24 protein-coding genes are annotated in these 26,854 nt (G+C 67.8%); 9 read left to right on the forward strand and 15 right to left on the reverse strand.

Annotated elements, in window-relative coordinates; translation table 11 throughout:
• Positions 1-2 precede the first annotated feature (2 nt).
• From ACSQ4M_RS34155 to ACSQ4M_RS34180, 6 genes are all read right to left on the reverse strand, one after another.
• The gene (locus tag ACSQ4M_RS34155) at positions 3-1,592 is read right to left on the reverse strand and encodes a TIGR03016 family PEP-CTERM system-associated outer membrane protein (RefSeq protein WP_436193785.1); all 1,590 of its coding nucleotides are present in this window, start codon (positions 1,590-1,592) and stop codon (positions 3-5) included.
• Between the two features lie 75 nt (positions 1,593-1,667).
• The gene (locus tag ACSQ4M_RS34160) at positions 1,668-2,570 is read right to left on the reverse strand and encodes an XrtA-associated tyrosine autokinase (RefSeq protein ID WP_436193786.1); all 903 of its coding nucleotides are present in this window, start codon (positions 2,568-2,570) and stop codon (positions 1,668-1,670) included.
• A 7-nt stretch (positions 2,571-2,577) separates the two neighbouring features.
• Positions 2,578-4,143, reverse strand: a complete 1,566-nt coding sequence (locus ACSQ4M_RS34165; RefSeq protein WP_436193787.1) for an XrtA system polysaccharide chain length determinant — start codon at positions 4,141-4,143, stop codon at positions 2,578-2,580.
• A 3-nt stretch (positions 4,144-4,146) separates the two neighbouring features.
• Positions 4,147-4,743, reverse strand: a complete 597-nt coding sequence (locus ACSQ4M_RS34170) for an XrtA/PEP-CTERM system exopolysaccharide export protein (RefSeq protein WP_436194120.1) — start codon at positions 4,741-4,743, stop codon at positions 4,147-4,149.
• Positions 4,744-4,991: 248 nt separating this feature from the next.
• Positions 4,992-5,999: an NAD-dependent epimerase gene (locus ACSQ4M_RS34175; RefSeq protein WP_436193788.1), complete on the reverse strand. Its 1,008-nt coding sequence runs from the start codon at positions 5,997-5,999 to the stop codon at positions 4,992-4,994.
• Positions 5,996-6,838 (reverse strand): PEP-CTERM/exosortase system-associated acyltransferase, encoded by an 843-nt coding sequence (locus ACSQ4M_RS34180; RefSeq protein ID WP_436193789.1) that lies wholly within the window; start codon positions 6,836-6,838, stop codon positions 5,996-5,998. Before ACSQ4M_RS34180 ends, ACSQ4M_RS34175 begins: the two co-directional genes overlap by 4 nt.
• Positions 6,839-6,937: 99 nt before the next feature.
• Between ACSQ4M_RS34180 and pilB the strand changes: the two genes are divergently transcribed.
• Genes pilB through ACSQ4M_RS34210 form a run of 6 tightly spaced genes read left to right on the forward strand, consistent with a single transcriptional unit; the run spans position 6,938 to position 12,469 of the window.
• Positions 6,938-8,671, forward strand: coding sequence for a type IV-A pilus assembly ATPase PilB (pilB, locus tag ACSQ4M_RS34185; protein WP_436193790.1), 1,734 nt, complete (start codon positions 6,938-6,940; stop codon positions 8,669-8,671).
• A gap of 24 nt (positions 8,672-8,695) precedes the next feature.
• The gene (locus tag ACSQ4M_RS34190; protein WP_436193791.1) at positions 8,696-9,913 is read left to right on the forward strand and encodes a type II secretion system F family protein; all 1,218 of its coding nucleotides are present in this window, start codon (positions 8,696-8,698) and stop codon (positions 9,911-9,913) included.
• On the forward strand, positions 9,913-10,875 hold the full coding sequence (locus ACSQ4M_RS34195; protein WP_436193792.1) for a prepilin peptidase: 963 nt from the start codon (positions 9,913-9,915) through the stop codon (positions 10,873-10,875). The genes ACSQ4M_RS34190 and ACSQ4M_RS34195 overlap by 1 nt, the downstream gene beginning before the upstream one ends.
• An 8-nt stretch (positions 10,876-10,883) precedes the next feature.
• Complete coding sequence (gene coaE / locus ACSQ4M_RS34200; protein ID WP_436193793.1) at positions 10,884-11,483, forward strand: dephospho-CoA kinase; 600 nt, start codon at positions 10,884-10,886, stop codon at positions 11,481-11,483.
• Between the two features lie 25 nt (positions 11,484-11,508).
• Complete coding sequence (zapD, locus tag ACSQ4M_RS34205; protein ID WP_436193794.1) at positions 11,509-12,264, forward strand: cell division protein ZapD; 756 nt, start codon at positions 11,509-11,511, stop codon at positions 12,262-12,264.
• A 1-nt stretch (position 12,265) separates the two neighbouring features.
• Entirely contained in the window at positions 12,266-12,469 is a 204-nt protein-coding gene (locus ACSQ4M_RS34210; protein ID WP_114466620.1) for a DNA gyrase inhibitor YacG, read from the forward strand.
• Positions 12,470-12,473: 4 nt separating this feature from the next.
• On the opposite strand, the gene ACSQ4M_RS34215 is transcribed toward ACSQ4M_RS34210, so the two are convergent.
• From ACSQ4M_RS34215 to secA, 4 genes are all read right to left on the reverse strand, one after another.
• Positions 12,474-12,941, reverse strand: a complete 468-nt coding sequence (locus tag ACSQ4M_RS34215; RefSeq protein WP_436193795.1) for an NUDIX domain-containing protein — start codon at positions 12,939-12,941, stop codon at positions 12,474-12,476.
• Positions 12,938-13,813, reverse strand: coding sequence for an ATP-binding protein (locus ACSQ4M_RS34220; protein WP_436193796.1), 876 nt, complete (start codon positions 13,811-13,813; stop codon positions 12,938-12,940). Before ACSQ4M_RS34220 ends, ACSQ4M_RS34215 begins: the two co-directional genes overlap by 4 nt.
• A 136-nt stretch (positions 13,814-13,949) precedes the next feature.
• The gene (argJ, locus tag ACSQ4M_RS34225; protein ID WP_436193797.1) at positions 13,950-15,179 is read right to left on the reverse strand and encodes a bifunctional glutamate N-acetyltransferase/amino-acid acetyltransferase ArgJ; all 1,230 of its coding nucleotides are present in this window, start codon (positions 15,177-15,179) and stop codon (positions 13,950-13,952) included.
• Between the two features lie 22 nt (positions 15,180-15,201).
• On the reverse strand, positions 15,202-17,964 hold the full coding sequence (gene secA, locus ACSQ4M_RS34230) for a preprotein translocase subunit SecA (protein WP_436193798.1): 2,763 nt from the start codon (positions 17,962-17,964) through the stop codon (positions 15,202-15,204).
• A gap of 183 nt (positions 17,965-18,147) precedes the next feature.
• Between secA and ACSQ4M_RS34235 the strand changes: the two genes are divergently transcribed.
• A complete protein-coding gene (locus ACSQ4M_RS34235; RefSeq protein WP_436193799.1) occupies positions 18,148-18,453 on the forward strand; it encodes a hypothetical protein in 306 nt (101 codons plus the stop codon).
• 74 nt (positions 18,454-18,527) lie between these two features.
• A complete protein-coding gene (locus ACSQ4M_RS34240) occupies positions 18,528-19,115 on the forward strand; it encodes a GbsR/MarR family transcriptional regulator (protein WP_436193800.1) in 588 nt (195 codons plus the stop codon).
• Between the two features lie 13 nt (positions 19,116-19,128).
• On the opposite strand, the gene cydX is transcribed toward ACSQ4M_RS34240, so the two are convergent.
• From cydX to cydD, 5 genes are read right to left on the reverse strand one after another with little or no spacing between them, the layout of a single operon-like run.
• A complete protein-coding gene (cydX, locus tag ACSQ4M_RS34245) occupies positions 19,129-19,284 on the reverse strand; it encodes a cytochrome bd-I oxidase subunit CydX (protein ID WP_436193801.1) in 156 nt (51 codons plus the stop codon).
• A gap of 21 nt (positions 19,285-19,305) precedes the next feature.
• On the reverse strand, positions 19,306-20,460 hold the full coding sequence (gene cydB / locus ACSQ4M_RS34250) for a cytochrome d ubiquinol oxidase subunit II (protein ID WP_436193802.1): 1,155 nt from the start codon (positions 20,458-20,460) through the stop codon (positions 19,306-19,308).
• A 1-nt stretch (position 20,461) separates the two neighbouring features.
• Positions 20,462-22,063, reverse strand: a complete 1,602-nt coding sequence (locus ACSQ4M_RS34255) for a cytochrome ubiquinol oxidase subunit I (protein ID WP_436193803.1) — start codon at positions 22,061-22,063, stop codon at positions 20,462-20,464.
• A gap of 39 nt (positions 22,064-22,102) precedes the next feature.
• Positions 22,103-23,800, reverse strand: coding sequence for an amino acid ABC transporter ATP-binding/permease protein (locus ACSQ4M_RS34260; RefSeq protein ID WP_436193804.1), 1,698 nt, complete (start codon positions 23,798-23,800; stop codon positions 22,103-22,105).
• Positions 23,797-25,443: a thiol reductant ABC exporter subunit CydD gene (gene cydD, locus ACSQ4M_RS34265; protein ID WP_436193805.1), complete on the reverse strand. Its 1,647-nt coding sequence runs from the start codon at positions 25,441-25,443 to the stop codon at positions 23,797-23,799. The genes ACSQ4M_RS34260 and cydD overlap by 4 nt, the downstream gene beginning before the upstream one ends.
• A gap of 178 nt (positions 25,444-25,621) precedes the next feature.
• Between cydD and serA the strand changes: the two genes are divergently transcribed.
• The gene (gene serA, locus ACSQ4M_RS34270) at positions 25,622-26,854 is read left to right on the forward strand and encodes a phosphoglycerate dehydrogenase (protein WP_436193806.1); all 1,233 of its coding nucleotides are present in this window, start codon (positions 25,622-25,624) and stop codon (positions 26,852-26,854) included.

Genomic DNA, 26,854 nt, shown 5'->3' on the forward strand with positions numbered 1-26,854 from the left:
AGTCAGAACTGCAAGCTGAGCCCGCCACGCAGCGCGGATTCGGAGTAGGAGGACAGGCTGCCACTGGACACCGTCCGGCGCAGCCCCAGTGTTCCGGTCGTGTGCGGCCCGAGCTTGGTCGACAGGCTGATGTTGAGCGAGCGCAGGTCGCTGCTCTGCGCGCCGCTCTGCTGACCGGCTGCCCGCGTCATCGAGCCGAGAACGCTGAGCGAGGACTGCGGCGTCAGGCGGCGCGAATAGACGATGCTCAAGCCGTGCTGGCGCACATAGTTTGAACTGCCCAGGTCTTCACCGGTGTCGGCGGTCACCTGCCGCAGGCGGCTGGTCTCCGATTGCGACACCGAAAAACTCAGCGTGTCACGCAGGCCGATCAATGTGAACGAAGCATCCCGGCGCCGCGTCAGCGTCACGGAGGAGCTGAGGAAGCCCAGGTCCACGCTGGTACTGCCATCCAGGCCATTGGCCAGCAGAAAGGAATTGACCAGCTGCGCACGGCGCGCGGGATCAGGCTCGAGCGAGGTGAACTGGAAGAAATACAGGTCGTACAACGTGCCGACACTGAAGGAGCCGGCCTGGCTCGGCGTCGAACTCGCATCGCGCGAATCGGAGAAGCGCCACGCCGAGCGCGGCGTACGGTGCTCGAAGTTGACGTTGTAGGCGCGGCCGAAGAAGCGCTTCTCCAGCAAGGCCGAAAAGCGCGTGCGCTCGGACAATGCCCACTGGACCTGCCCGCCGAACGTCGCGTGGCTCTCCTTGTCCTGCGAGGCGTAGTTGTTCGACTCCCAACCCGGGATCACCGAGATCGACAGCTGCGGCGAGAAGGGATGGGTCAGGAACGCGCGCACCCGGTCGGATTCGTACGAGCGGCCCGAGGCGTAGTCCTGCTTCTGGTGGTTGGCATCGAGCGACCAGCCGATCACGCGCTGCTGGTTGGTGCTCGCCAGGCGCAAAGACAGATCGTCGAGGTCATAGTCCGCCGCGACCAGACTCGACTTGGTCCGTGAAGCGGTGCGTCCATAGCGCAGCTCATACTGGGACCAGTCGCCGAACCGGCCTCGCACGTAGGGCGATACACGGTACAGCGCCGCCTCCGTCCGATTCTGGTTGTCCGTCACGTCACTGCCCGAACGCGTACCGAAGGCCGAGATCGTTTGCTGCGAGATGTTGCCGGTGAAATCGACAAAGGCGAAGTTGTCCGCCACCTCCAGGCTGCCGAGCGCCCGCAGCGCATTCTGGTTGCGGTCCAGCGACCGCTCGCGCGCGTGCAGCAGCCGGGTGAGCGAGTAGTCGACATTGGCTTTCAGGCGATCACCCTCGGCCGTGAAACGCAGGCCAGGACTCACCGAGGTCACGAAGTCCGCGACCTTCTCCACGCCCCCACGCGAGTGGACGTTGTCGGTCCAGGTGCCTTCCACCGCAACCCGGGGAACCAGAGCCATCTGCCGGCGGTCGTTCTGGCCATTGCCCTCGGCAGCCGAAGTCTGCCGCGCCGACAGGGGCTCCGGGGACGCAGACGACAGCCCACCGGAGGCGGTCTGCCCCTGTGCGACCGAAGCAGCGCCGAACAGCCCCGCCACGACCAAGGCCTGCACCAGCCCACTTTCCCGTGCGAAAGGTGGACGAAACGACTGCATCAGGGAAAGGCCTTGCCGCATGGACACCCGGCCTCAGCTGCCATAGCCATAGCCATAGCCCTGGCCGTAGCCGCCATAGCCATAGCCCTCGCCGGCACCCGCCTTGGCCTGGTTCAACACCATCATCTTGACAGGGCAGGATTCGATGGTGGCCAGGGCGTGCTGCACGTCGTTGCGCAAGGTTTTCTCCGCATGGACGACCACCACGATCTGCCCCATGTGCGTGGCCAACACACGGGACTCCGTTGTCAGCAGCAGCGGTGGCGAGTCGAAGATGACGATGCGGTCGGAGTAGCGTCGCGCAATGTCGGCGATCAGCGTGTTCATGGCATCGCTGGCCAGCAACTCGGTGGCTCGCGGATGCGGCGTGCCGCTGGGCAGCAGGGTCAGCTTGTCGATGTTGGTCCGCAGCAGCACCTGGGACAGGTCAGCCTTGTCGTCAACCAGCAGGTCGAGCAAGCCGCGACTGGCAGGCAATCCCAGCATGCGCAGGATCGACGGGCGCGCCACATCCGCATCCACCAGCATGACCGTGTTGTTCAATTCGGTGGCGATGCTCAGCGCCAGATTCAGGGCGTTGAAGCTCTTGCCCTCCCCCGCCACCGCACTCGTGACCATGATCAGGTTGCCGTTCACGATGGGCGATGTGCCCTTGCCCATCGCATTGGCAATGAGCGGACGCTTGATCACGCGGTACTGGTCGGCAATCTGGGACCGCGGCGCATTGGGGCTCACGAAGCCGGCGACCGTCAGCGCATCCAGGTCCAGATCCACCTGGCGCGAGATCACGGAGGGACGGGCCGGGGCCGGGGCCACGGGCCCGGGCGCCACCGGTGCGGCAGCGGCGGCAGGGTTGGCGACGATGTCCGGCACCGCCACGCCCGCCTGCCGCAATTGCTCCAGGCGCCGCGACGCTTGTTCGATCAGACTACTCATGCCATCCTCAAGCGGCCCTGCTGGCCATGAAGGCCATCAGGCCGATGCCCAGCGCGAAACAGACAACCAAGCTGCCCGAAGCCGCCGCAAACTTCCAAAGGTTCCTGCGCTCACTGCGTTTGGCTTCGTCGCTGATCACCAAGGTCACCACCCCCAAGAGCGGCAAGGCGACGGCGTTGCGCAGTGCATGCGCGTTGTGGAACACGGGACGCAGCTGGCTCAGGCCCAGGGCCACCGCCACACCAACCGCCAAGGAGGCGACCAACGCCCCGATCAGCAACAAGGACCGGTTGGGCGCCACCGGGCGCTGCGACACGCGCGGTGGATCAATCAAGCGGAAATCCGCCACGCCAGCGACGGAATCCAGATTGCCCGTCATGGACGCGGACTCGCGCCGCGTCACCAGATCCTCATAGTTCTTCTTGTTGACCGCGTAGTCGCGGTTCAACTGCGCGTACTCCGCCTCGATCTGTGGCGCCGTCTTCGCCTGTTCCTGCGCCCTGGCGTAGCGTGCGCCAAACTCGGCCACTCGCGCGCTCAGCGACGCCACCCGCACCTCTGCCGTGGCGAGCAAGCGCCCAAGCTCTTGAACCGCCAGACTGCTGCCGGCCCCGGTGATCGGGCCGGACACCGCTGCCTTGCGCAATACCTCGACCTCCTTGCTCTTCTGCTCTTCAAGCTCCTTGATCGAGCGCCGCGTCGCCGTGACATCGGGGTGCTGTTCCGTGTAGCGCTGCAGCAGGTTGTCGAGATTGCGCTTTTGCTCGGTCAGCCGGCCATCGATTTCCGGCGTCGGAAACAGGCGTTCAGCATCGCCGCTCTTGGCCGCCTTGGCGACCTGTGCGCGCTCCGCGTCAAGCTGGCGCTTGGCGGAATCGCGCGCGCGTTCGGCTTCCACCAACTCGAGTTTGGCGTTGTTGTACTGGGCGCCCAACTCGCCAATCCGGGAGGCGACATCCGGGCCTGCCGTGGACTGCAGTTCGATGTTGCGCAGCCGGAATTCCTTCAAACGTGTCTCGGCTTCCTCCAGTCGCGTTTCATACATGCGGATCTGCTCGGAAATGAACTTCTGTGCAGCCGCCGTGTCCTTGCGGGAATCGCCCAGACTGGATTCGACGAAGATCGACACCAGCGACTGGACGACCTTCTGCGCACGCGGTGGCACGGAGTCACGGTAGGTGATCGTGTACAGATTGTCGCGGCCCGCGCCTCTGATCTCCAGCGTGCTCATCAAGGTATCGATCAAGCGCTCGCGTGCCGCCGGGGAGTCGATGTTGAGATCCAGGTCGGCCATGCGAACAAGCTTCTCGACGTTGGGCCGGTTGATGAGCGTGCGGCTCAACATGACGACCTGCTGGTTCACATTGGGCTGCACCGCCAGACCCGACATGAGCGGCTTCAAGATCGACTGGGTATCGACGAATATCCGCGCGGAAGCCTCGTATTTGTCAGGGATCCGCAGAACGACGGCCGAGCCAATAATGGCAACGACCCACGCTGCCAGCAACCCCCACCACCGATGCTTCCACGCGCCTTTGGCGAACGTGGAAATCTGGTTGACTAATTCGTCCATCGATCAGAACCAGCTTTGCGGAATCACCAGAATATCGCCGGGCTTCATCTCGACGTTGTTGGAAATCTCCCCGCGCTTGACCAAATCGCGCAAACGCACGGAATATTGCTTTCCACCCTCTGAAGTGCGCAGGATCGAAGCCGCGTTGCCATCGGCAAAATCGGTCAGGCCACCCACAGCGATCATGACATCCAGCAAAGTCATCTTCTGCTTGTATGGCAGGAACTGGGGCTTGGCCGCCTCGCCAACCACCCGAATCTGCTCGCTGTAAGGGCCGACGAACGACGTCACAATCACGGTCACCACCGGATCGCGCACAAACTTGCCCAACAACTGCTCGATTTCGCGTGCAACCTCTGTGGAGTTCTTGCCTTGGGCAATCAATTCATCGACCAACGGCGTGGAAATCTTGCCATCGGGCCGCACCGGAACGCTCATCGACAATTCCGGATTGCGCCAGACGATGATATTGAGAGAATCGCCCGCGCCGATAATGTAGTTATAGTCGCCAGATGCGGCCAATGTCGGCGCGGCTGGGTGTTTACTGGAAGCACATCCCACGAGAATGATCGCCGTGAGGAAAAGTCCAAGCTTGCTGATCAAGCCTCGAATCGCAGCGTGATGAATTTTCAAGGCAAATCCCCTACAGTATTCGGCAACAGTTCTTCGAGCGGGGCACTATAGCGCACTTCCCCCCGCGCGATTGCGACGTTCCGGCCAGCGGTCCACAGGCTGTGACCAGCGGCGAAGCCATCGATTCTCTACGCGTGGCACGCGCGATTCGCGCGACAAATGCACATAAGTGCCAGGTATGTTGCGCCGGTTGCGCGGCGCAACGGCGCACCGACTCAGACGCGGTAGTAGCTTCGGTACCAGGCCACGAAGCGGGCGATGCCCTGCTCCAGCGGCGTTGCCGGCACCGCCCCCACCCAGTCGCCCAGCGCCTGCACATCGGCATAGGTGGCGAGCACATCACCATCCTGGAGCGGCAGCAGGCGCTTCTCCGCCGTCCGCCCCAGCGCCTGCTCGATGCAGCCGATGAAATCCAGCAAGGGCACAGGGTTGCGGTTGCCGATGTTGAACACGCGGTAGGGCGCATGGCTGGTGGCCGGATTCGGGTGCGCGGCATCGAACGCAGCGTCCGGGCTGGCCGGCCGGTCGAGCACCCGCAGCACGCCGTCCGCGACATCGTCGACATAGGTGAAGTCGCGCTGCATCTGTCCGAAGTTGTAGACCTCGATGGGCCGCTGCTCCAGGATGGCCTTCGTAAACAGGAACAGCGCCATGTCGGGGCGCCCCCAGGGTCCGTAGACGGTGAAGAAACGCAACCCCGTGGTCGGCAACCCATACAGATGGCTGTAGGTGTGGGCCATCAACTCGTTGGCCTTCTTGGTGGCGGCGTACAGGCTCACAGGATGGTCCACCGGATCGGCCTCGGCAAACGGCATCTTGGTGTTGCCGCCATAGACACTGGAGCTGGATGCATAGACCAGATGGCGCACCTTGTGGTGGCGGCACCCCTCCAGCACGTTGACGAAGCCGACCAGGTTGCTGTCCACATAGGCATGTGGATTGCGCAACGAGTAGCGCACGCCGGCCTGCGCCGCCAGATGGACCACCCCATCGAACCCATGCCGCGCGAACAGGGACGCCATGCCGTCGCGGTCGGCCACGTCCAGACGCTCGAAGCGAAAACCGGGCAGCCCCTGCAGCAACCCCAGGCGGCCCTCCTTGAGCGACACGTCGTAGTAGTCGTTCAGGTTGTCCAGGCCCACGACCTCGTCCCCGCGTGCCAGCAGACGCTGTGCCACATGCGCGCCGATGAAGCCCGCCGCCCCCGTCACCAAAACTTTCACGCCTTGCCTCCTTGCGCATAGGCGCTGTCCAACTGGGCCTCGATGGCCTTCCACAGGGGGCGGATCATCAGGCGCAGCCCGGCTTCCACGGTGGCCGCACGAATCAAGGACGGCACCCGCGTTCCCCGGTGCTCGACCGGCGCCCCGATCGGCACGATTTCCACGCCCAGCTTGGCGAAGTGCTCGGCCAGTCGCGGCTCCGTCAGCGTGAAGAGGTACTCGATGTTGTGGCGCCGGGCGATCAGCACCGATGCCATGTACAGGCCGACCGGGATGTACGGGAAGCGGGGCTGTTGCGCATCGCCGAAGTCGCTCACGTCCAGCGCCACCTCCTTGTGGTCCTCGCCACGACGGCGCCGGAAGTCCGACAGCACGGCCAGCCGGGACACCTCGGCGATCCGGTCACGCGGCAGGCGCGAAGGATCGATCTGGTCGCGGAACAGGGAATCGCGACAGGATTTCTCGAACGGCAGCAGGGAATCCGGCGCAGCCGGGTCGGTCAGGATCACGCGCGCGGAGCCCACCAGCCGCGGTGAGGTCTCGGCGGTACGCATCAGGCAATGCATGGACCGCACGTCGTAGGCGTCGGTTTCGCGCTGGTCCGGCCGCACCGGCTCGAAGCCCAGCTCGCGCGCATAGACGTCGTGGCGGATGAAGAAGACGTCGTTCTGCTCCTTTTCCGTCAACGCCGGAGCGACGGAAAAGAAGCGATTGAAGTTGTCGGCAAGATTGAGTCTGGACATCGAAGGCTCCGGGTGCTGGCGTCGGCAGAAGCCGAGCATAGCGACCACCCCGTACACAAGCACCACGACCACAGCCAAAACTGTGGACTCGCTCACAAAATGGTGAGGTTCGCCGGCAACACTGCTCGTTTACAGCACAGATCCTAACGACGAAGATGCGTCTGGACCACCGGGCTTTTGCTACATTTTGAGGCTATGGCTGCAGTCGACACGGCAAAGAACGCTCCCGGTGTGGCCCTGCCCGGGCTTGGCAGGGCCTTGATCGCCGCAGGGAAACTGGGGCAAAAGGCGGCCGAAGACCTGTACCGCAAGGCGCAAAGCGGCCGCACCAGCTTCATCGCCGAGCTGACCGGATCGGGTGCCGTGTCGCCGTTCGACCTGGCCCACACCATGTCGTCGGCCTTCGGCGCGCCGGTGCTCGATCTGGATGCGCTGGATCCGCAGCGTCTGCCCAAGGATCTGCTGGACGCGAAGATTTGCCACGCGTACCGGGTGGTGCCGCTGTCCAAGCGCGGCAACCGCCTGGCCGTGGCCACGGCCGACCCGTCCGACCAGGAAGCGGCCGAGAAGATCAAGTTCGCCACCCAACTGGTGGTGGACTGGGTCATCGCCGAGTACGACAAGCTCTCGCGCATGCTGGAGTCCGGCGTGGGCCGCGTCGACACGACGATGCAGAGCCTGGTCGGCGGGGACTTCGAGTTTGACGAGGCGAGCGTGGCCGCCGCGACCGAGACCACCGACACGGCGGCGCAGTCCGAGGTGGAGGACGCCCCGGTCGTCAAGTTCCTGCACAAGATGCTGCTCGATGCCTTCGGCATGCGCGCGTCCGACCTGCACTTCGAACCCTACGAGCACAACTACCGTGTGCGTTTTCGCATCGACGGCGAGCTGCGCGAGATCGCCGCGCCGCCGGTGGCCATCAAGGACAAGCTGGCCTCGCGCATCAAGGTCATCTCGCGGCTGGACATCTCGGAGAAGCGCGTGCCGCAGGACGGCCGCATGAAGCTCAAGATCGGTCCGGAGCGCGTGATCGACTTCCGCGTCAGCACGCTGCCCACCTTGTTCGGCGAGAAGATCGTGATCCGGATCCTGGACCCGAGCAGCGCCAAGCTGGGCATCGATGCCCTGGGCTACGACCCCGAGGAGAAGGCGCGGCTGATGCACGCCATCGGCCGTCCCTACGGCATGATCCTGGTCACCGGGCCGACCGGCTCGGGCAAGACCGTGTCGCTGTACACCTGCCTGAACCTGCTGAACAAGCCCGGCGTCAACATCGCCACGGCCGAAGACCCCTCGGAAATCAACCTGCCGGGCGTCAACCAGGTCAACGTCAACGAAAAGGCGGGCCTGACCTTCGCCGCCGCGCTGAAGTCCTTCCTGCGGCAGGACCCGGACATCATCATGGTCGGCGAAATCCGCGACCTGGAAACCGCCGACATCGCGATCAAGGCGGCGCAGACCGGCCACCTGGTGCTGTCCACGCTGCACACCAACGACGCGCCCACCACGCTCACGCGCATGCGCAACATGGGCATTGCGCCGTTCAACATCGCCTCCAGCGTGATCCTGATCACGGCCCAGCGGCTGGCACGCCGACTGTGCAACAACTGCAAGCAGCCCATCGAGGTGCCGCGCGAGACGCTGTTGCAATCCGGCTTCGAAGAAAAGGACCTGGACGGCAGCTGGAAGCCCTACCACCCGGTCGGCTGCAACCAGTGCAACAACGGCTACAAGGGCCGTGTCGGCATCTACCAGGTCATGCCGATCAGCGAGGAGATCCAGCAAATCATCCTGGCCGATGGCAGCGCGCTGGACATCGATCGGCAGGCCAAGCGCGAGGGCGTCCGATCGCTGCGGCAGTCGGGGCTGCACAAAGTCAAGCAAGGCATCACCTCGCTCGAGGAAGTGCTGGCCGTCAGCAACGAGTAAGCACGTCCACCGCCGAGAGAATCTATGGCCACCGCAGTTTCCAGGGACGTCAAGGAGTTTGTCTTCGAGTGGGAGGGCAAGGACCGCAATGGCAAGCAAGTGCGCGGCGAGACCCGCGCCGCCGGCGAGAACCAGGTGCAGGCCTCGCTGCGGCGCCAGGGCGTGTTCCCGACCAAGATCAAGAAGCGCCGCATGCGGGGCGGCAAGTCGATCAAGCCCAAGGACATCGCCATCTTCACGCGCCAGTTGGCCACCATGATGAAGGCCGGCGTGCCGCTGCTGCAGGCCTTCGACATCGTGGGCCGCGGCAATGCCAACGCCAGCGTGACCAAGCTGCTCAACGACGTGCGCATGGACGTGGAAACCGGCAGCTCGCTGAGCGCGGCCTTCCGCAAGTTCCCGCTGCAATTCGACAGCCTGTACTGCAACCTCGTCGAAGCCGGCGAAGCCGCCGGCATCCTGGAGGCGCTGCTGGACCGGCTGGCCACCTACATGGAGAAGACCGAGGCCATCAAGTCCAAGATCAAGTCGGCGCTGATGTACCCGATCTCGGTGGTCGTGGTGGCATTCGTCGTGGTCTCCGTCATCATGATCTTCGTGATCCCGGCGTTCAAGGAAGTGTTCAGCTCCTTTGGGGCAGACCTGCCGGCGCCCACGCTGCTCGTGATCGCCATCAGCGAGTTCTTCGTTTCGTACTGGTGGCTGATCTTCGGCGGCATCGGCGGCGGCCTGTACTTCTTCATGCAGGCCTGGAGACGCAACGAGCGTGTGCAGCAGGTGATGGACCGCCTGCTGCTCAAGGCGCCCGTGTTCGGCGTGCTGATCGAGAAGTCGTGCATCGCGCGCTGGACGCGCACGCTGGCCACCATGTTCGCCGCCGGCGTGCCGCTGGTGGAAGCGCTGGACTCGGTCGGCGGCGCCTCCGGCAACTCGGTCTATGCCGTGGCCACCGAGAAGATCCAGCAGGAAGTCTCGGTCGGCACCAGCCTGACAGCCGCCATGACCAATGCCAAGGTGTTCCCCAGCATGGTGCTGCAGATGTGCGCCATCGGCGAGGAATCCGGTTCCATCGACCACATGCTCGGCAAGGCGGCCGACTTCTACGAGGAAGAGGTCGACGACATGGTGGCCGGCCTGTCCAGCCTCATGGAGCCCATCATCATCGTGTTCCTGGGCGGGCTGATCGGTGGCATCGTGATCGCGATGTACCTGCCGATCTTCAAGCTCGGTCAAGTCGTCTGATGCCCGGTACTGCCTGGCTGGACGCCGCGCTCGGCGGCGTCCTGGGATTGCTCATCGGCAGCTTCCTGAACGTGGTGGTCTACCGCGTGCCTGCGATGATGTACCGCGGCTGGCTGCGCGAGTCTTCCGACAACCTGATGGCAGCCGACCCGCAGATGGGCGTCCCCACCTCGCTGTGGGACCTGGTGTTCGGCAGCAAGGCCGCCCCGCCCCCGCATCTGTACGCCAGCGCCGAGGCGGCCGGCAAGGCACTCGACGCCCTGGCGCCGCTGGACCTCGTGCAGCCGCGCTCACGCTGCCGCGCCTGCGGCCACCAGATCCGCTGGTACGAGAACCTGCCCGTGCTGAGCTGGCTCGCGCTGCGCGGTGCCTGCTCGGCCTGCAGCGCGCGCATCGGCTGGCGCTACCCGCTGGTCGAACTCGCGACCGGCGCGCTGTTCGCGCTGTGCGCCTGGCGCTGGGGTCTTGGCCCGGTGGCCGCAGCCTGGGCGCTGTTCGCCGCCCTGCTGCTGTGCCAATTCCTGATCGACCTGGACACGCAGCTGCTGCCCGACCAACTCAACTATCTGCTGCTCTGGTCCGGCCTGCTGGCCAGCGCGCTCGGCTGGACGGTGCCGCTGTCCGCGGCCGTCTGGGGCGCAGCGGCCGGCTACCTCGTGCTGTGGGCCTTCTTCCATGCCTACCGCCTGCTCACGGGCAAGGAGGGCATGGGTTACGGCGATTTCAAGCTGCTCGCGGCGCTGGGAGCCTGGCTTGGCGCCGACCACCTGCTGGCGATCCTGCTGCTGTCGTCCATCGTCGGCGCGCTGCTGGGCGGTGCCTTGCTGCTGCGCGGCCGGCTCGCGCACAAGGACGTGCCCATCGCGTTCGGCCCGTTCCTGGCCGGCGCTGGCCTGCTGTGCCTGGTGCTGGGACCGGACCAGGTGCGCCACCTCGCACCGTTCGCCTTTCCCTGGGGCTGAGGGCCGAGATGAAGACCCTGGGACTCACGGGCGGCATCGGCAGCGGCAAGAGCACGGTCTCGGCCATGCTGGTCGAACGGGGCGCCGCATTGATCGACGCCGACGCCAACGCCCGCAGCGTCACGGCGCCGGGCGGTGTCGCCATCGGGGCCATTCGCGCGCAGTTCGGTGACGCACTGATCACAGCCGATGGCGCGCTCGACCGCGCCCGCATGCGCGAGCTCGCGTTCCGCGATCCGGCCGCCAAGCGCCGGCTCGAAGCCATCGTGCACCCGCTCGTGGGCGAGCTGGGCCGCCAGCAGCTGGAGGCCGCGCGCGCGGCCGGCCACGGCTGCGTGGTCTACGACATCCCGCTGCTGGTCGAATCCGGCCGCTGGCGTGCCCTGCTCGATGCCGTGCTCGTGGTCGACTGCCGGCCCGAAACCCAGGTCGCGCGCGTGATGGCCCGCAGCGGCCTCACCGAAGAGGCCGTGCGCGCCATCATGGCCGCGCAGGCTTCCCGCGCAGAGCGGCTGGCCGCAGCCGACACCGTCATTTACAACGACGGCATTTCCCTGGACGCGTTGCGGAATGCCGTCCATCGGTTCGCTGAGGCCTTCGGGCTATGATCGGCCGCGAACGGAAGTCCAGAGCGTGATCCTTTACGAGTACCCCTTCAACGAACGCGTCCGCACGTACCTGCGCCTGGAGCACCTGTTTCGCCGCCTGGTCGAGCTGATGCCGCGCGAGCACCCGGTGGACCACCATTTCGCGCTCGTCACGCTGTTCGAGATCATGGACGTGGCGGCCCGCGCCGACCTCAAGTCCGACGTGCTCAAGGACCTGGAGCGCCACAAGAGCCAGCTTGCGGGCTACCGCGAGAACCCCGCCATCGACCAGCGCGTGCTGGAAGACGTGATCGGGCAGCTGGAGCAATGCTTCACGGCCCTGCACGAGCAGCCCGGCAAGGCCGGCCAGCCGCTGACCGAGAACGACTGGCTCATGAGCCTGCGCAGCCGTGTGAGCATTCCGGGCGGCACCTGCGGCTTCGATCTACCGGCCTACTACGCCTGGCAGCACGAGAGCGCGGACGTGCGCCGCCAGGCCATCGCCGGGTGGAGCACCACGCTGGCGCCGCTGGCCGAATCGATCCAGCACCTGCTCAAGATGCTGCGCGACTCCGGCGCGCCGCAGAAGGTGATGGCGCTGGCGGGCCAGTTCCAGCAGAACCTGCCGCAAGGCCGGACCTACAACCTCATGCGCCTGCGCATCGACCCAACGCTCGGCCTGGTGCCCGAGATCAGCGGCAACCGGCTCATGGTCTCGGTGCGGCTCATGCGCCTGGGCGAGGATGCCAAGTTGCACCAGGCCAGCGACGATGCCGCCTTCGAAGTCGCGCTCTGCGCCTGACATGGCCAGCGATCCTTCGGCACGCTGGGTGACGTGCCCGACCTGCAAGGGCAAGAGCCTGTATGGGCCGGGCAATGCGTTCCGCCCGTTCTGCAGCGAGCGCTGCAAGAACCTGGACTTCGGCGCCTGGGCCAGCGAGAGCTTCGCTGTGCCCGACCCCACGCCGCCGGACGACCAGCCGTTCGGCGACCCCCGGCTTCAGTAAGACCTCAGGCGCAGGTCGCGCCCTTGAAGCCGCGCTCGGCAGCCAGCCAATCGAGCACCGGCAGTGCGCCAGGCAGTACGGGCGACTGCGCCACCGGCAGGCTGGCCCAGGCGAAGCGCTGGCCTTCGCGCATCTCCAGTTGGCCGGTCCATGCGCGCACCTTGCAGAAGTTGAGCCGCACCAGTGCGTGCGGGTAGTCCACGAGTTCCACGCGCCAGGGCTCCGCAGCGGCGATCACGATGCCGATCTCCTCGTGCAGTTCGCGGCGCAGGGCCTGCTCCACGGTCTCGCCGGCTTCGAGCTTGCCGCCCGGGAACTCCCAGTAGCCCGCGTAGACCTTGCCCTCGGGACGCGAGGTCAGCAGGAACTGGCCGTCGGCATCGAGCAGCACGCCCACGGCCACATCGATAGCCTGACGGTCCGGCCCGCCCTCGCGTGGGCGGTCACCGTCCGCCACCAAGGTCTTGCTCATGCTGCGCCGTGCCGGCCCGCGTAGTCGCGCGCGAACTGGTAGGCCACACGGCCACTGCGCGATGCCCGCTCGAGCGCCCAGACCAGGGCCTCGGGCCTGGCCGCCTCGACAGCCGCATCCGGCACGCCGAAGGAACGCAGCCACTGGGCCACGATGACGAGGTACTCGTCCTGGCTGAACGGGTAGAAGCTGACCCACAGCCCGAAGCGCTCGGACAGCGAGATCTTCTCCTCGACCACCTCGCCCGGGTGCAGCTCGCCGTCGTCCGTGTGCTTGTACGTGAGGTTTTCCTTCATGTACTCGGGCAGCAGGTGGCGGCGGTTGCTGGTCGCATAGATCAGCACGTTGGGCGTCGACGCGGCCACCGACCCGTCCAGGATGGACTTGAGCGCCTTGTAGCCGGGCTCGCCGTCCTCGAAGCTGAGGTCGTCGGCGAAGATGATGAACTTCTCGGGCCGCTGGGCCACGACCTCGACGATGTCGGGCAGGTCCACGAGGTCGGCCTTGTCGACCTCGATCAAACGCAGGCCGCGCGGCGCGTACTCATGCAAACAGCCGCGGATCAGCGAGGACTTGCCCGTGCCACGCGCGCCCGTCAGCAGCACGTTGTTGGCAGGCTTGCCTTCGACGAACTGCAGCGTGTTGCGCTGGATCTTTTCCTTCTGGCCGTCGATCTCCTGCAGATCCGAAAGGCGCATCGCGCCCACATGCCGCACCGGCTCCAGCAGCGCGTGGCCGGAGCTGCGCTTGCGGTAGCGGAAGGCGATGGAAGCATTCCAGTCGGGTTCAGACAACGGTGCCGGCAGCACGCGCTCGATGCGCGCCATGAGCTGCTCGGCCCGCGCGAGCATGCGTTCAAATTGTTCGTTCATAGGGACTGTCCATGGCACGACATGCGCCTCGACGCCACCCAGGCCAGAGCCGCCGCGGAACTGGCTCTGCCAGGCCGCTGGCGGCGCGCCCTGCAAGGGGGTTGGCGGCGCGCGCAGCGCGGAGACTGGGGGTGGGTCAAGACCGGTAGTCGGCGTTGATGCTCACGTAGTCGTGGCTGAGGTCGCAGGTCCAGACCGTGTCGACGGCCTCGCCGCGGCCCAGGCCCACGCGGATCGTGATCTCGCTCTGCTTCATCACGCGCTGGCCGTCCTCCTCGCGGTACTCGGCCCGGCGGCCGCCGCGCGTGACCACGTGCACGTCGTCCAGATGCAGTTCGATCTTCGTCTGGTCCAGGTCATGGATACCGGCATAGCCAACGGCCGCAAGAATGCGGCCCAGGTTCGGGTCGCTCGCGAAAAACGCCGTCTTGACCAGCGGCGAGTGCGCGATGGCGTAGGCCGCCAGCCGGCATTCCTCGGCCGTCTTGCCGCCTTCGACGCGGATGGTGATGAACTTGGTCGCGCCCTCGCCGTCGCGCACGATGGCCTGGGCCAGCTTCTGCGCGACTTCGAGCAGGCCGGCGCGCAGTGCGCGGCCGTCGGCCGTGTCCCAGGACTCGACGACCGGGTGCGCGGCCTTCTGCGTCGCGATCACGACGAAGGAGTCGTTGGTCGAGGTGTCGCCATCGATGGTCACGCGGTTGAACGAGGCGTCGGCGAGGTCCTTGGCCAGCTGCTGCATCAGCGCCGGCGCGATCTTCGCGTCGGTCGCCAGGTAGCCCAGCATGGTCGCCATGTTCGGCCGGATCATGCCGGCGCCCTTGCTGATGCCGGTAATGGCCACGGGCACGCCCGAGAGAGTGACCTGCGTGCTGAACGCCTTGGGCACGGTGTCCGTGGTCATGATGCCTTCGGCGGCGCGCGCCCAATGGTCCGCCTTGGCATCGGCCAGCGCGGCCGGCAGGCCCGCGATGATGCGCTCGCTGGGCAGCGGCTCCATGATCACGCCGGTGGAGAACGGCAGGATCTGCTCGGGCGCCACGTCCAGCTGCTGCGCCAGCGCCACGCAGGTGGCCTGCGCACGGGCCAGGCCGTCATCGCCCGTGCCTGCGTTGGCATTGCCGGTGTTCACGAGGATCGCGCGGATGCCGTGGCCGGCCTCCAGGTGCTTGCGGCAGATCTGCACCGGTGCAGCACAGAAGCGGTTCTGCGTGAAGACGCCGGCCACGGCCGCACCTTCGTCGAGCAGAACGACCGTCAGGTCCTTGCGGTTGGCCTTGCGCACGCCGGCTTCGGCGACGCCGATGCGCACGCCAGCGACGGCATGCAGTTCTGCGGGATTCGGGGGAGAAAGATGAACGGGCATGGGGATTCCTTGGATCGGCGTCTTATGCCAGCTTCCCGTGACACTGCTTGAACTTCTTGCCGCTGCCGCAAGGGCAGGGGTCGTTGCGGCCCACGCGCTGGCCATCGAAGGCCAGTGCGTTGCCGCCGGCCGCCTGGCCTTCGCTGCGCGTCTCGACCTCGCCGGTCTCGGTGGGCGCGGTGTAGGTCACGTTGCCCAGGTTCTCGCTGCGCTGCTCCAGGTCCTGCGCAGCCTGGCCGGCCTCTTCGCTGGACTGGATGCGCACCGTCATGAGCAGCTTGGTGACGTTGTTCTTCACCGCGTCCAGCATCTGACCGAACAGTTCGAAGGCCTCGCGCTTGTATTCCTGCTTGGGCTGCTTCTGCGCATAGCCGCGCAGGTGGATGCCCTGGCGCAGGTAGTCCAGCGACGAGAGGTGCTCGCGCCAGTGCTGGTCCATGCTCTGCAGCAGCACCATGCGCTCGAACTGCGTGAACTGCTCGCCACCGACCAGCGCCACCTTGGCGGCAAAGGCTTCGTCAGCAGCGGCGATGACCTTCTCGACGATGTCCTCGTCGGTGATGTCGCTGGCCGCCTCGACGGCGGCCTGCAGCGGCACCTGCAGCTGCCAGTCGTCCGCCAGGGTCTTCTCCAGGCCCGGCAGGTTCCACTGCTCCTCGACCGATTCGGCCGGCACATACTCGCGCACCAGGTCGGTGAAGCAACCGTGGCGCAAGCCCTTGATCTGCTCGGTCAGGTCGGCTGCGTCCAGGATCTCGTTGCGCTGGGTGTAGATGACCTTGCGCTGGTCGTTGGCGACGTCGTCGTACTCCAGCAGCTGCTTGCGCATGTCGAAGTTGCGCGCCTCGACCTTGCGCTGCGCGCTCTCGATGCTGCGCGTGACGATGCCGGCCTCGATGGCCTCGCCCTCGGGCATCTTCAGCCGGTCCATGATGGCCTTGACGCGGTCGCCCGCGAAGATGCGCATCAGCGGGTCGTCCAGGCTCAGGTAGAAGCGCGAGGAGCCCGGATCGCCCTGGCGGCCCGAACGGCCACGCAGCTGGTTGTCGATGCGGCGCGACTCGTGGCGCTCGGTCGCGATGATGCGCAGGCCGCCCAGGGCCTTGACCTGCTCATGGTCCTTCTCCCATTGCGCGCGCACCTTGGCCTCCTCGGCCTGCAGCGCCGCGGCGTCCAGGCCCGGATTGGCCGCGTGCACCGCCTCAATGGCCTTCTCCAGGTTGCCGCCCAGCACGATGTCGGTGCCGCGGCCGGCCATGTTGGTCGCGATGGTGATCATCTTGGCCCGGCCGGCCTGGGCCACGATGTCGGCCTCACGCGCGTGCTGCTTGGCGTTGAGCACCTGGTGCGGCAACTTGGCCTGGATCAGCAGCTGGTCGATGATCTCGGAGTTCTCGATCGAGGTCGTGCCCACCAGCACCGGCTGGCCACGTTCGTAACACTCGCGGATGTCGGCAATCGCCGCGTCGTACTTTTCCTTCGTGGTCTTGTAGACGCGATCGAGCTGGTCTTCACGCCGGTTGACGCGGTTCGGCGGGATCAGCGTGGTTTCCAGGCCATAGATCGACTGGAACTCGAAGGCTTCCGTGTCGGCCGTGCCGGTCATGCCGGCCAGCTTCGCGTACAGCCGGAAGTAGTTCTGGAAGGTGATCGAGGCCATGGTCTGGTTCTCGGGCTGGATCGCCACGCCTTCCTTGGCCTCCACGGCCTGGTGCAGGCCATCGCTCCAGCGCCGCCCGCTCATCAGGCGGCCGGTGAACTCGTCCACGATCACGACCTCGCCGTCCTGCACCACGTAATGCTGGTCGCGGTGGTAGATGTGCTGGGCCCTGAGCGCTGCGTTCAGGTGGTGCATCAGCGTGATGTTGGCCGGGTCGTACAGCGAGGCCCCCTCGGGGATCAGACCCAGGCTGGACAGGATGCGCTCGGCGTTCTCGTGGCCCTGCTCGGTCAGGAACACCTGGTGCGACTTCTCGTCCACCGTGAAGTCGCCCGGCTTGGTCACGCCCTCGCCGGTGCGCGGATCGGCCTCGCCCTCCTGGCGCGTCAGCGTGGGCACAGCCTTGTGGATGGCCAGGTACAGCTGGGTGTGGTCCTCGGCCTGGCCGCTGATGATCAGCGGCGTGCGTGCCTCGTCGATCAGGATGGAGTCCACCTCGTCGACGATGGCGTAGTTCAGGCCACGCTGCACACGGTCGCGCACCTCGTAGACCATGTTGTCGCGCAGGTAGTCGAAGCCGTATTCGTTGTTGGTGCCGTAGGTGATGTCGGCGGCGTAGGCGGCCTGCTTCTCCTCGCGCGACATCTGCGGCAGGTTGATGCCGACCGTGAGGCCGAGGAAGTTGTAGAGCCGGCCCATCCACTGGGCGTCGCGGTTGGCCAGGTAGTCGTTGACCGTGACCACGTGCACGCCCTTGCCCGACAGCGCATTGAGGTAGACCGGCAGCGTGGCCGTCAGCGTCTTGCCCTCGCCCGTGCGCATTTCCGAGATCTTGCCCATGTGCAGGGCCATGCCGCCCAGCAACTGCACGTCGAAGTGGCGCATCTTCATGATGCGCTTGGAGCCCTCGCGCACGACCGCGAAGGCCTCCACCAGCAGCGAATCCAGCGTCGCGCCACCGGCCACGCGGTCCTTGAACTCCTGGGTCTTGGCGCGCAGCGCGTCGTCGGAGAGCGTCTCCAACTGGGATTCCAGCGCATTGATCGCCTGCACCGACTTGCGGTATTGCTTCAGCAGCCGTTCGTTGCGGCTGCCGAAAATCTTGGTCAGGAAATTGATGTTCATGAATACGAGATCGCCTCGCTCCGCCCGGCATGGCGCGGTGGCATGGCGACCGAAATCCCTTGGTGTCGGTGGAATCCGGAAGTGGCGGCAGGTGCGCAGCTGGCCCAGGGCCTGGCGCATGCCAAACCGGCGATTTTATGCCGGGCGTCCTGCGGCGCTGGCGACCCCGATAATCCCCCGGCCATGCATGCCCCACGCCGCTCGTTCACCCTGCAACAGGCCGTTGCCGATTCCGGGCCACTGGCCCGGCTGTCGGCCTTGGTGCGCGAATCGGCCGAGCGCCTGGCCGCCGTGCAGCAGTTGATCCCGCCCCCCATGCGCGCCGCCATCCGGCCGGGGCCGATCGACGAGAACGGCTGGTGCCTGCTGGTGGACAACAGTGCGGCTGCCGCCAAGCTGCGGCACCTGGCGCCGCTGCTGCAGCAGGCGCTCAGCAACCGTGGCCTGGCCGTGGTGGCGATCCGCGTGAAGATCCAGAAGCGGCTCTGAGCCGCGCCGTCTGCGCATCTCCCGCACGCCGGCGAGGAGTTTCAGAAATTCCTGAAAACCATACAATTTCAGGAATGCGCACAGACGACCTGCCCGAGCTCAGCCGCCAGTTCATCGCCCATTTCGGCGAGATGGGCAGCCGCTGGGGCATCAACCGCACGGTGGGGCAGATCTATGCGCTGCTGTACGTGGCGCAGAACCCCATGAACGCCGACGAGATCGCCGAGGCGCTGGCCTTCTCGCGCTCCAACGTGAGCATGGGGCTCAAGGAGCTGCAATCGTGGCGCCTGGTGCGCTTGCGCCACCTGAGCGGCGACCGGCGCGAGTACTTCGAGGCGCCGCAGGATGTCTGGGAGATCTTCCGCATCCTGGCCGAGGAGCGCCGCCGCCGCGAGATCGAGCCGACGCTGTCGATGCTGCGCACCGCGCTGCTGGAGACGCCCGCCACCGACGCCGAGCGCCACGCCCAGCAGCGCATGCGCGAGATGCACGACCTGATCGACCGGCTGATGAAGTGGTTCGACGACGTGCAGCGCCTGGCGCCCGAGACGGCGCTGCAACTCATGGGCATGGGCGCGGCCGTCACGCGGGTGCTGGGCGTCAAGGACCGGCTGGCCGGCGCGGTGCGCGGGCGCAAGCCGCCCCCGCCGCCCAAGCCCTGACCCCGCAGCGCCCTCAGAGCGCTTCCTGCTGCCCCGCCTCGCCCGGCGCGGGCCGGGCCAGCTTGTCGCGGCGCTGGGCCTCATCGTCCATCAATTCGTACCACATCGCGTTGAGCACCGCGAAGGCCGCGGCCAGCGGCAGGCCCAGCAGCCAGGAGAAGTACCACATGTGCGTTTCCTCAGGTTCGGTTCAATAGGAATGGCCGCTGCCGTCCGCGATGGCGCGGGCGTCGACCTTGCCCCACAGCACCTTGTAGACCCAGCTGGTGTAGGCCACGATGAGCGGCAGGAACACGGCGGTGACCACCAGCATGACGAACAGCGTGAGGTGGCTCGACGAGGCGTCCCACACCGTCAGGCTGGCGCGCGGGTCCAGCGACGAGGGCAGCAGGAACGGGAAGGTCGAGGCCCCCACGCTCAGCACGATGCCGGCGATGGCACCCGCGCTGGCCAGCAGCGCCAGCACCTCGCGCCGCAGCGCCAGGCCCAGCGCAGCCAGTGCGCAGCCGGCCAGGCCGAGCGCGGGCGCCGCCATCGTCCAGCCGTGCTGCGCGTAGTTGGCGAACCAGGCGCCGGCCGCGCGCTCCACTGTCTTGCGCAGCGGCGCCGATGGGCCCATCGGATCGATCACGCTGGTGATGCGGTAGCCCTCCACGAAGCTCCACAGCACCACGCCGCCCAGCGCGAACAGCACCAGCGTGGCCAGTGCCGCACCCATGCCGATGCGGCGGGCGCGCTCGGCCACCGGGCCTTCGGTCTTGAGCAGCAGCCAGGCGCTGCCGTGCATGGCCAGCATGGCCACCGACACCAGGCCGGCCAGCAAGGCGAATGGGGTCAGCAGGCCGAAGAAGCCACCCTCGTAGAAGATGCGCATGTCCGGCGCGAAGCGGAATGGCACGCCCAGCAGCACGTTGCCCATGGCCACGCCGAAGATCAGCGCGGGCACCAGGCCGCACAAGCACAGCACGGCGTCCCAGCGCGCGCGCCAGACCGGCTCCTCGCGCTTGCTGCGGAACTTGAAGGCCACCGGCCGCAGGATCAGCGGCACCAGCGCCGCGAACATGGCCAGGTAGAAGCCCGAGAACGACACCGCGTACAGCGGTGGCCAGGCCGCGAAGATGGCGCCACCGCCCAGGATCAGCCAAACCTGGTTGCCCTCCCACACCGGGCCCACGCTGTTGATGGCCACGCGGCGCTCCAGGTCGGTGCGGGCCACGGCGGGCAGCAGCATGCCCACGCCCAGGTCGAAACCGTCGGTCACCGCGAAGCCGATCAGCAGCGCGCCCAGCAGGGCCCACCAGACCAGGCGCAGCACGTCGTAGGAAATCAGTTCATGCAGGACCATTTCAAGCTCCCTTGGCAAGCCGCGTGGCAGACGGGTGGACGATGGGGCCGGACGCGGCCCCCACGCCAGGCGGATGCTCCTCGTGCGGACCCGAACGGATGGCCTTGAACATCAGCTTGAGCTCGATCACCAGCAGCACGGTGTAGATGGCGATGAAGCCCGCCAGCGTGAACAGCACCGTGTGCACGCCCAGGCTGGAGACGGCCACGGCGGTGGGCAGCACGCCCTCGATGACCCAGGGCTGGCGGCCGAACTCGGCCACGATCCAGCCGCATTCGGCCGCGATCCACGGCAGCGGGATGGCCCACACCGCCACCCTGAGCAGCCAGGGGTGGGCGTCCAGCCGGCGCCGCGCCGACAGCCAGAAGAACACCGCCGTCAGCACGATGAAGAAGATCCCGAGGCCGACCATGATGCGGAAGGTCCAGAACAGCGGCGCCACCTGGGGCACGGTGTCCCAGGCCGCCTTGGCGATCTGCTCGGGCGTGGCCTGGCGCGGGTCGTCCACGTAGCGCTTGAGCAGCAGCGCGTAGCCCAGGCGCTGGCCGTGGTCCTCGAAGGCCGTGCGGTCGCTCGGCGCGATCTTCTCGTCCGAACCGGCTTCGCGGATGCGCTGCAGCGCGTCGTAGGCGAGGATGCCCTCTCGGATGTGGCCTTCGGCGCTCCTGACCAGATCCTCGATGCCTGGGATCTCCTGCGTGAGCGAGCGCGTGCCGATCAGGCCCATGGCCCAGGGAATGTGGATGGCGTAGTGCGTCTCACGCGATTGCTGGTCCGGGAAGCCGAAGGCCGTGAACGCGGCGGGCGCGGGCTCGGTCTTCCACATGGCCTCGATGGAGGCCAGCTTCATCTTCTGGTGCTCGGTGGAGAGGTAGCCGCTCTCGTCGCCCAGCACCACCACCGACAGCGAGGCCGCCAGGCCGAAGGAGGCGGCCACCGTCATCGAACGCTTGGCCAGCTCCAGGTGCCGGCCCTTGCGCACGTACCAGGCCGAGATGCCCAGCACGAACAGCGCCGCGCAGACGTAGCCAGCCGACACCGTGTGCACGAACTTGGCCTGCGCCACCGGGTTGGTCAGTACCGCGAAGAAGTCCACCACCTCCATGCGCATGGTCTGCGGGTTGAACACCGCACCCACCGGGTTCTGCATCCAGCCATTGGCGATCAGGATCCACAAGGCCGAGAAATTGGTGCCCAGCGCCATGAGCCAGGTGACGACGAGGTGGGCGCGCTTGGAGAGCTTGTCCCAGCCGAAGAAGAACAGGCCGACGAAGGTGGCCTCCAGGAAAAAGGCCATCAGCCCCTCGATGGCCAGCGGCGCACCGAACACGTCGCCCACGTAGTGGCTGTAGTAGCTCCAGTTCATGCCGAACTGGAACTCCAGCACCACGCCCGTGGCCACGCCCATCGCGAAGTTGATGCCGAACAGCACGCCCCAGAACTTGGTCATGTCGCGCCAGATCCTGCGGCCCGTCATGACATAGACCGTCTCCATGATGGCCAGCAGGATGGCCAGCCCCAGCGTGAGCGGCACGAACAGGAAGTGGTAGAGCGCGGTGACTGCGAACTGTAGGCGCGAGATGGAAACGATGTCGAGGTCCATGGCGGGGGTCTCTCCGGGTAATTCGTTCAGTTGAAGAGCTTAATCCGGCCGCAGCTGTTGCAGCAACCGATCAAAAAGGGGTTCGCCGCGGCGCGCCTCGGCAACGATGCGGCCGCGCGCCAGGCACACCAGCCGGTCGGCCAGTTCCGCCTCGCGGCGCAGGTGCGTGGCGACCAGCAGGCTGCGGCCGGCAGCGGCCGTGGCCAGGCGCGCCAGCACGTCGCGCGCGGTGGTGGCGTCGACGGCCTCGGTCGGCTCGTCCAGCAGCCACAGCGGCGCATCGCGCAGCAGCAGCCGCGCCAGCGCCAGCCGCCGCGCCTGGCCGCCGGACAGGCCCAGGCCACCCTCGCCGAGCACGGTGTCCAGCCCGCGGGGCAGCCCGTGCACCAGGCCGTCCAGACCGGCCGCGTGCAGCGCCTGCCAGAGCGCGGCGTCGTCCGCGCCGGGGCGGGCCAGCAGCAGGTTGTCGCGCAGGCTGTCGGCGAACAGTTCGCTGCGCTGGGTCATCAGGCAGGCCGTGCGCGCGCTGCACGCGCCGGACAGGGGCACCAACTCGCCGGCCGCCAGCGCCAGCAGCGTGGACTTGCCAGCGCCGCTCGCGCCGACCAGGGCCACGCGCTCACCGGCGCGCAGTTGCAGGCCGATGCCGTGCAGCACAGGCGCCGCCGCGCCGGCGGGTGCGGCGTCCACGGCGTCCAGCTGCAATGCGACGCCGGCTGGCGGAGTGCGCAGAACGGTGGTTGCGGGCTCCTCTGCCAGCCGCGGGCCGACGCGCCGCGCGGCCAGCAGCGCGCGGCCCAAGTCCAGCGCGCCGCGACGCAGCCCGGCCAACGGCTCGGTGGCCGCCAGCGCCACGAGCAGCAGGCCGACGGCGGCCGGCATGCCGATGCCGCCCTGCTCCACGCACCAGGCCGCCAGCAACAGGCCCGCCGTCAGCACGGCCGCGGCCAGGGCGCCCAGGCCCGTGGCGGTGAGCGCCTCCAGCCGGTTCAGCGCCCGCTCCGCCACGGCCAGCCGGGCGTCGGCCTGCGCCAGGGCCGCGCACTGCGCGGGCAGGCGGCCGGCCATGGCCAGCTCCGTCTGGCCGGCCACGAGGTCGATGGCGACGGCGCGCAATTGTTCCTGCGCCTGGGCGCGCCGGTACGCGGGCAGCCGGGCCTGCCGCGCACAGCGCCAGGCCAGCAGCAGGCCGCCACCGGACACAGCCACGCCCAGCCCCAGTCCGGCCCAGGGAGCCGCGAACGCCCAGACCAGTGCGGCCGCCAAGCCCGCGGCGGCCAGGGTGGCGAGCGGCACGGCCACACGCAGATACAGCGCGTCCAGCGCGTCCACGTCGGCCGTGAGCCGGAACAGCAGCCGCGCCGGCCGGGCCAGCAGCCGGTGCGCCGCGCGGGGCTGTGCCCAGCCGCGCAGGAGCCGCTCGCGCAGCCCGGCCAGCACGGCGAGCGTGGCGTCGTGCGTGACCAGCCGCTCGGCGTAGCGCAGCCCGGTGCGCCCCAGTGCCAGCAGGCGGATGCCGGCGGACGGCGCGAACACGTCGAACGCCAACGCCGTGGCGGTGCTCAGGCCTGCGAAGGCCGTGGCGCTGATGAACCAGCCCGACAAGCCCAGCAGCGCCATGCCCGCCAGCGCCGTGGTGGCGGCCAGCGCGGCGCCTGCCAGCAGCGCGCGCGCCCGGTCGCGCCACAGCAGTTGCAGCACGGGGCGCAGCGCGCCGGGACGGCGGCGGCGCGTCACGCGGCCGCTCCGAGCACGAGGCGGCGCGGCAGGCGCGCCAGCAGCACCGGGTCGTGCGTGGCCACCACCAGCGTGCGGCCTTCGGCCAGCTGGAGCAGCGCGTCGATCACGGCGTCGGCGGTGGCGCGGTCCAGGTGGGCCGTGGGTTCGTCGGCCAGCACCAGGCCCGCGCCGACCTGCAGGCTTGCCCGCGCCAGCGCCAGGCGCACCAGTTCGCCGCCCGACAGGCCTGCTCCGCCCTCGCCCATCGCGCGCGCCAGCGCCGGCCGGTCGGCGCCGGCGAACGCCGCCTGCGCCAGGACCCGCCCCGCCGCCGCTGCCGGCACCTCGTCGCGGCCCAGCAGGAGGTTGTGCTGCACGCTGCCGGCGAACACGTGCGGCGCCTGCGCGACCCAGGCCATGCGCGCGCGCAGGCCCGCGGCCGTGGCCTCGCTCAAGGCCACGCCGTCGATGGCGATGTGGCCGCCATCGGCCGGCGCCAGGCCCGCGAGCAACGCGAGCAGCGTGGACTTGCCGGCCCCGCTGGCGCCAACCACGGCCAGCTGCTCACCCGGCGCAAGCGTGAACGACAGGCCGTCCAGCAGCGGCCGCGCTGCGCCGACGTGGGTGAAGCGCAGCCGCTCCACGCGCAGCGCCACGGCACCGGCACCGGCCGGACAAGCCGCGCCCTGCGCCCCCAGCAAGGCCGGCGCCGGTGCGGACCACTGCACGATGGACTGGCGCGCCGCCTCGCCGGCCGCACGGTCGTGCCAGGCGGCGGACAGCTCTCGCAGCGGCTCGAAGAAGGCCGGCGCCAGCAGCAGGATGAACACGCCCTCGCCCAGGCAGAGCCGCCCACCCCAGGCGCCGAACGGCAAGGGCCCGAGCAGGTGGAAGCCCACGTAGACCGCCACCATCGCCACGCCCAGGGCGGAGAACAGCTCCAGCACGGCGGACGACAGAAAGGCCACGCGCAGCACGGCCATGGTGCGCTGGCGCAGCAGCTCGGCACTGGCGCGCAGGCGCAGGGCAGTCGTCTCCACGGCGCCGAGGGCGCGCAGGGTGGCCAGACCGCGCAAGCGGTCGAGCAGGAAGCCATGCATGTCGCCCAGGCCAGCCAGTTGCGCCTCGCTGGCCGCCTTGGCACGCCAGCCGACCAGGGCCATGAACAGCGGGATCAGCGGAGCGGTGGCCACCAGGATCAACGCCGCCACCCACGACAGCGGCGCCACCGCGACCACGATGGCCAGCGGCACGCAGGCCACGCGCCAGCGCGCCGGCACATAGCGCAGCAGCTGCGGCACCAGCGCATCGGCCTGCTCGGCCATGGCACTGGCGGCCAGACCCGAGGATGCACGCGCGCCATCCAGCGGCGATCGGCGTGCCAGGGCCCGGCCCAGTTGCGCGCGCAGCTGCGCGATCTCGGCGCGCGCGCCATCGAACAGCCGACGCAGCGCAGCGCCCTCGCAGACCGCGCGCAGCAGGCCCAGGGCCAGTACGCCGGCCGCCGGCACCAGCACGCCGGCCACGCCCAGCCCGTCGGCCAGCCGCTGCACGGCCCAGGCCAGCAGCCCGGCCTGCGGCAACCACAGCAGGGCCGCCATCACATGCAGGGCAATGCCGGCCGGGCTGGCAGATGGGGAAGAAGTCGAAGGCCTGCGCACAGTGCGTGATCATATCGAATTTTCAGTAATTACTGAAAATTCAGTCTTGCCGCCTACGATCCAGGTTTGCTGGCCTTGACCGCATTGGCGGCATTGGCAAACACCGCCACGGCCCGAAAGCCCCAGGGCCCCATAGTAGGATCGCGCTCCTTTTTTCCGCCCTGGCGCCACCGCATCCATGACGCTTCCGACGACCTCCCTGGACAAGGCCAAGATCAAGTTCCTGTTGCTGGAGGGCATCCATCCCTCCGCCGTGGAGGTGCTGCGCGCCGCCGGCTACAGCCAGATCGAGTCCCTGCCCTCGGCGCTGCCCGACGAAGAACTCAAGCGCCGGATCGCCGACGTGCACTTCATCGGCATCCGCTCGCGCACGCAGCTGACCGCCGATGTGTTCGCGCACGCGCACAAGCTGGTCGCCGCCGGGTGCTTCTGCATCGGCACCAACCAGGTCGACCTTGCAGCAGCGCGCGAGCGCGGCATCGCGGTGTTCAACGCGCCCTACTCCAACACACGCTCGGTGGCAGAACTCGTGATCGCCGAGGCCATCCTGCTGCTGCGTGGCGTGCCGGCCAAGAATGCGGCCGCGCACCGCGGCGGCTGGCTCAAGACCGCCGAGAACGCCTACGAGATCCGCGGCAAGACGCTGGGTGTGGTGGGCTACGGCGCCATCGGCACACAGCTGTCGGTGCTGGCCGAGGCCCTGGGCATGCATGTGCAGTTCCACGACATCGTCTCCAAGCTGCCACTGGGCAACGCGCGCCAGGTAGGCCTGGCCGAGTTGCTGGCCAGCAGCGACATCGTGACCCTGCACGTGCCCGAGACGCCGTCCACCCAGTGGATGGTGGGCGCGGAGCAGATCGCGGCCATGAAGCCGGGCGCCATCCTGATCAACGCCTCGCGCGGCACCGTGGTCGAGATCGACCCGCTGGCCGAGGCGGTCCAATCCGGCAAGCTGCTGGGGGCGGCCATCGACGTGTTCCCGGTGGAGCCGCGCGGCAACAAGGACGAGTTCCTGTCGCCGCTGCGCGGCCTGGACAACGTGATCCTGACACCGCACATCGGCGGCTCGACCATGGAAGCCCAGGCCAACATCGGCCTGGAGGTGGCCGAGAAGCTGGTGCGCTACAGCGACACGGGCGCCACCACCTCGTCGGTGAACTTCCCCGAGGTCTCGCTGCCCTCGCACCCGGGCAAGCACCGGCTGCTGCACGTGCACCACAACGTGCCGGGCGTGCTGTCGGAAATCAACCGCATCTTCTCGGACAACCAGATCAACATCTCGGCGCAGTACCTGCAGACCAACGAGAAGATCGGCTACGTGGTGATCGACCTGGACGCCGGTTCGTCCGAGCGCGCGCTCGAGAAGCTGGCCCAGGTGCCCGGCACCATCCGCTCGCGCGTGCTGTTCTGA

This window comes from Pseudorhodoferax sp. LjRoot39 (assembly GCF_964253035.1).
In the GTDB taxonomy this organism is placed as follows: Bacteria; Pseudomonadota; Gammaproteobacteria; order Burkholderiales; family Burkholderiaceae_C; genus Pseudorhodoferax.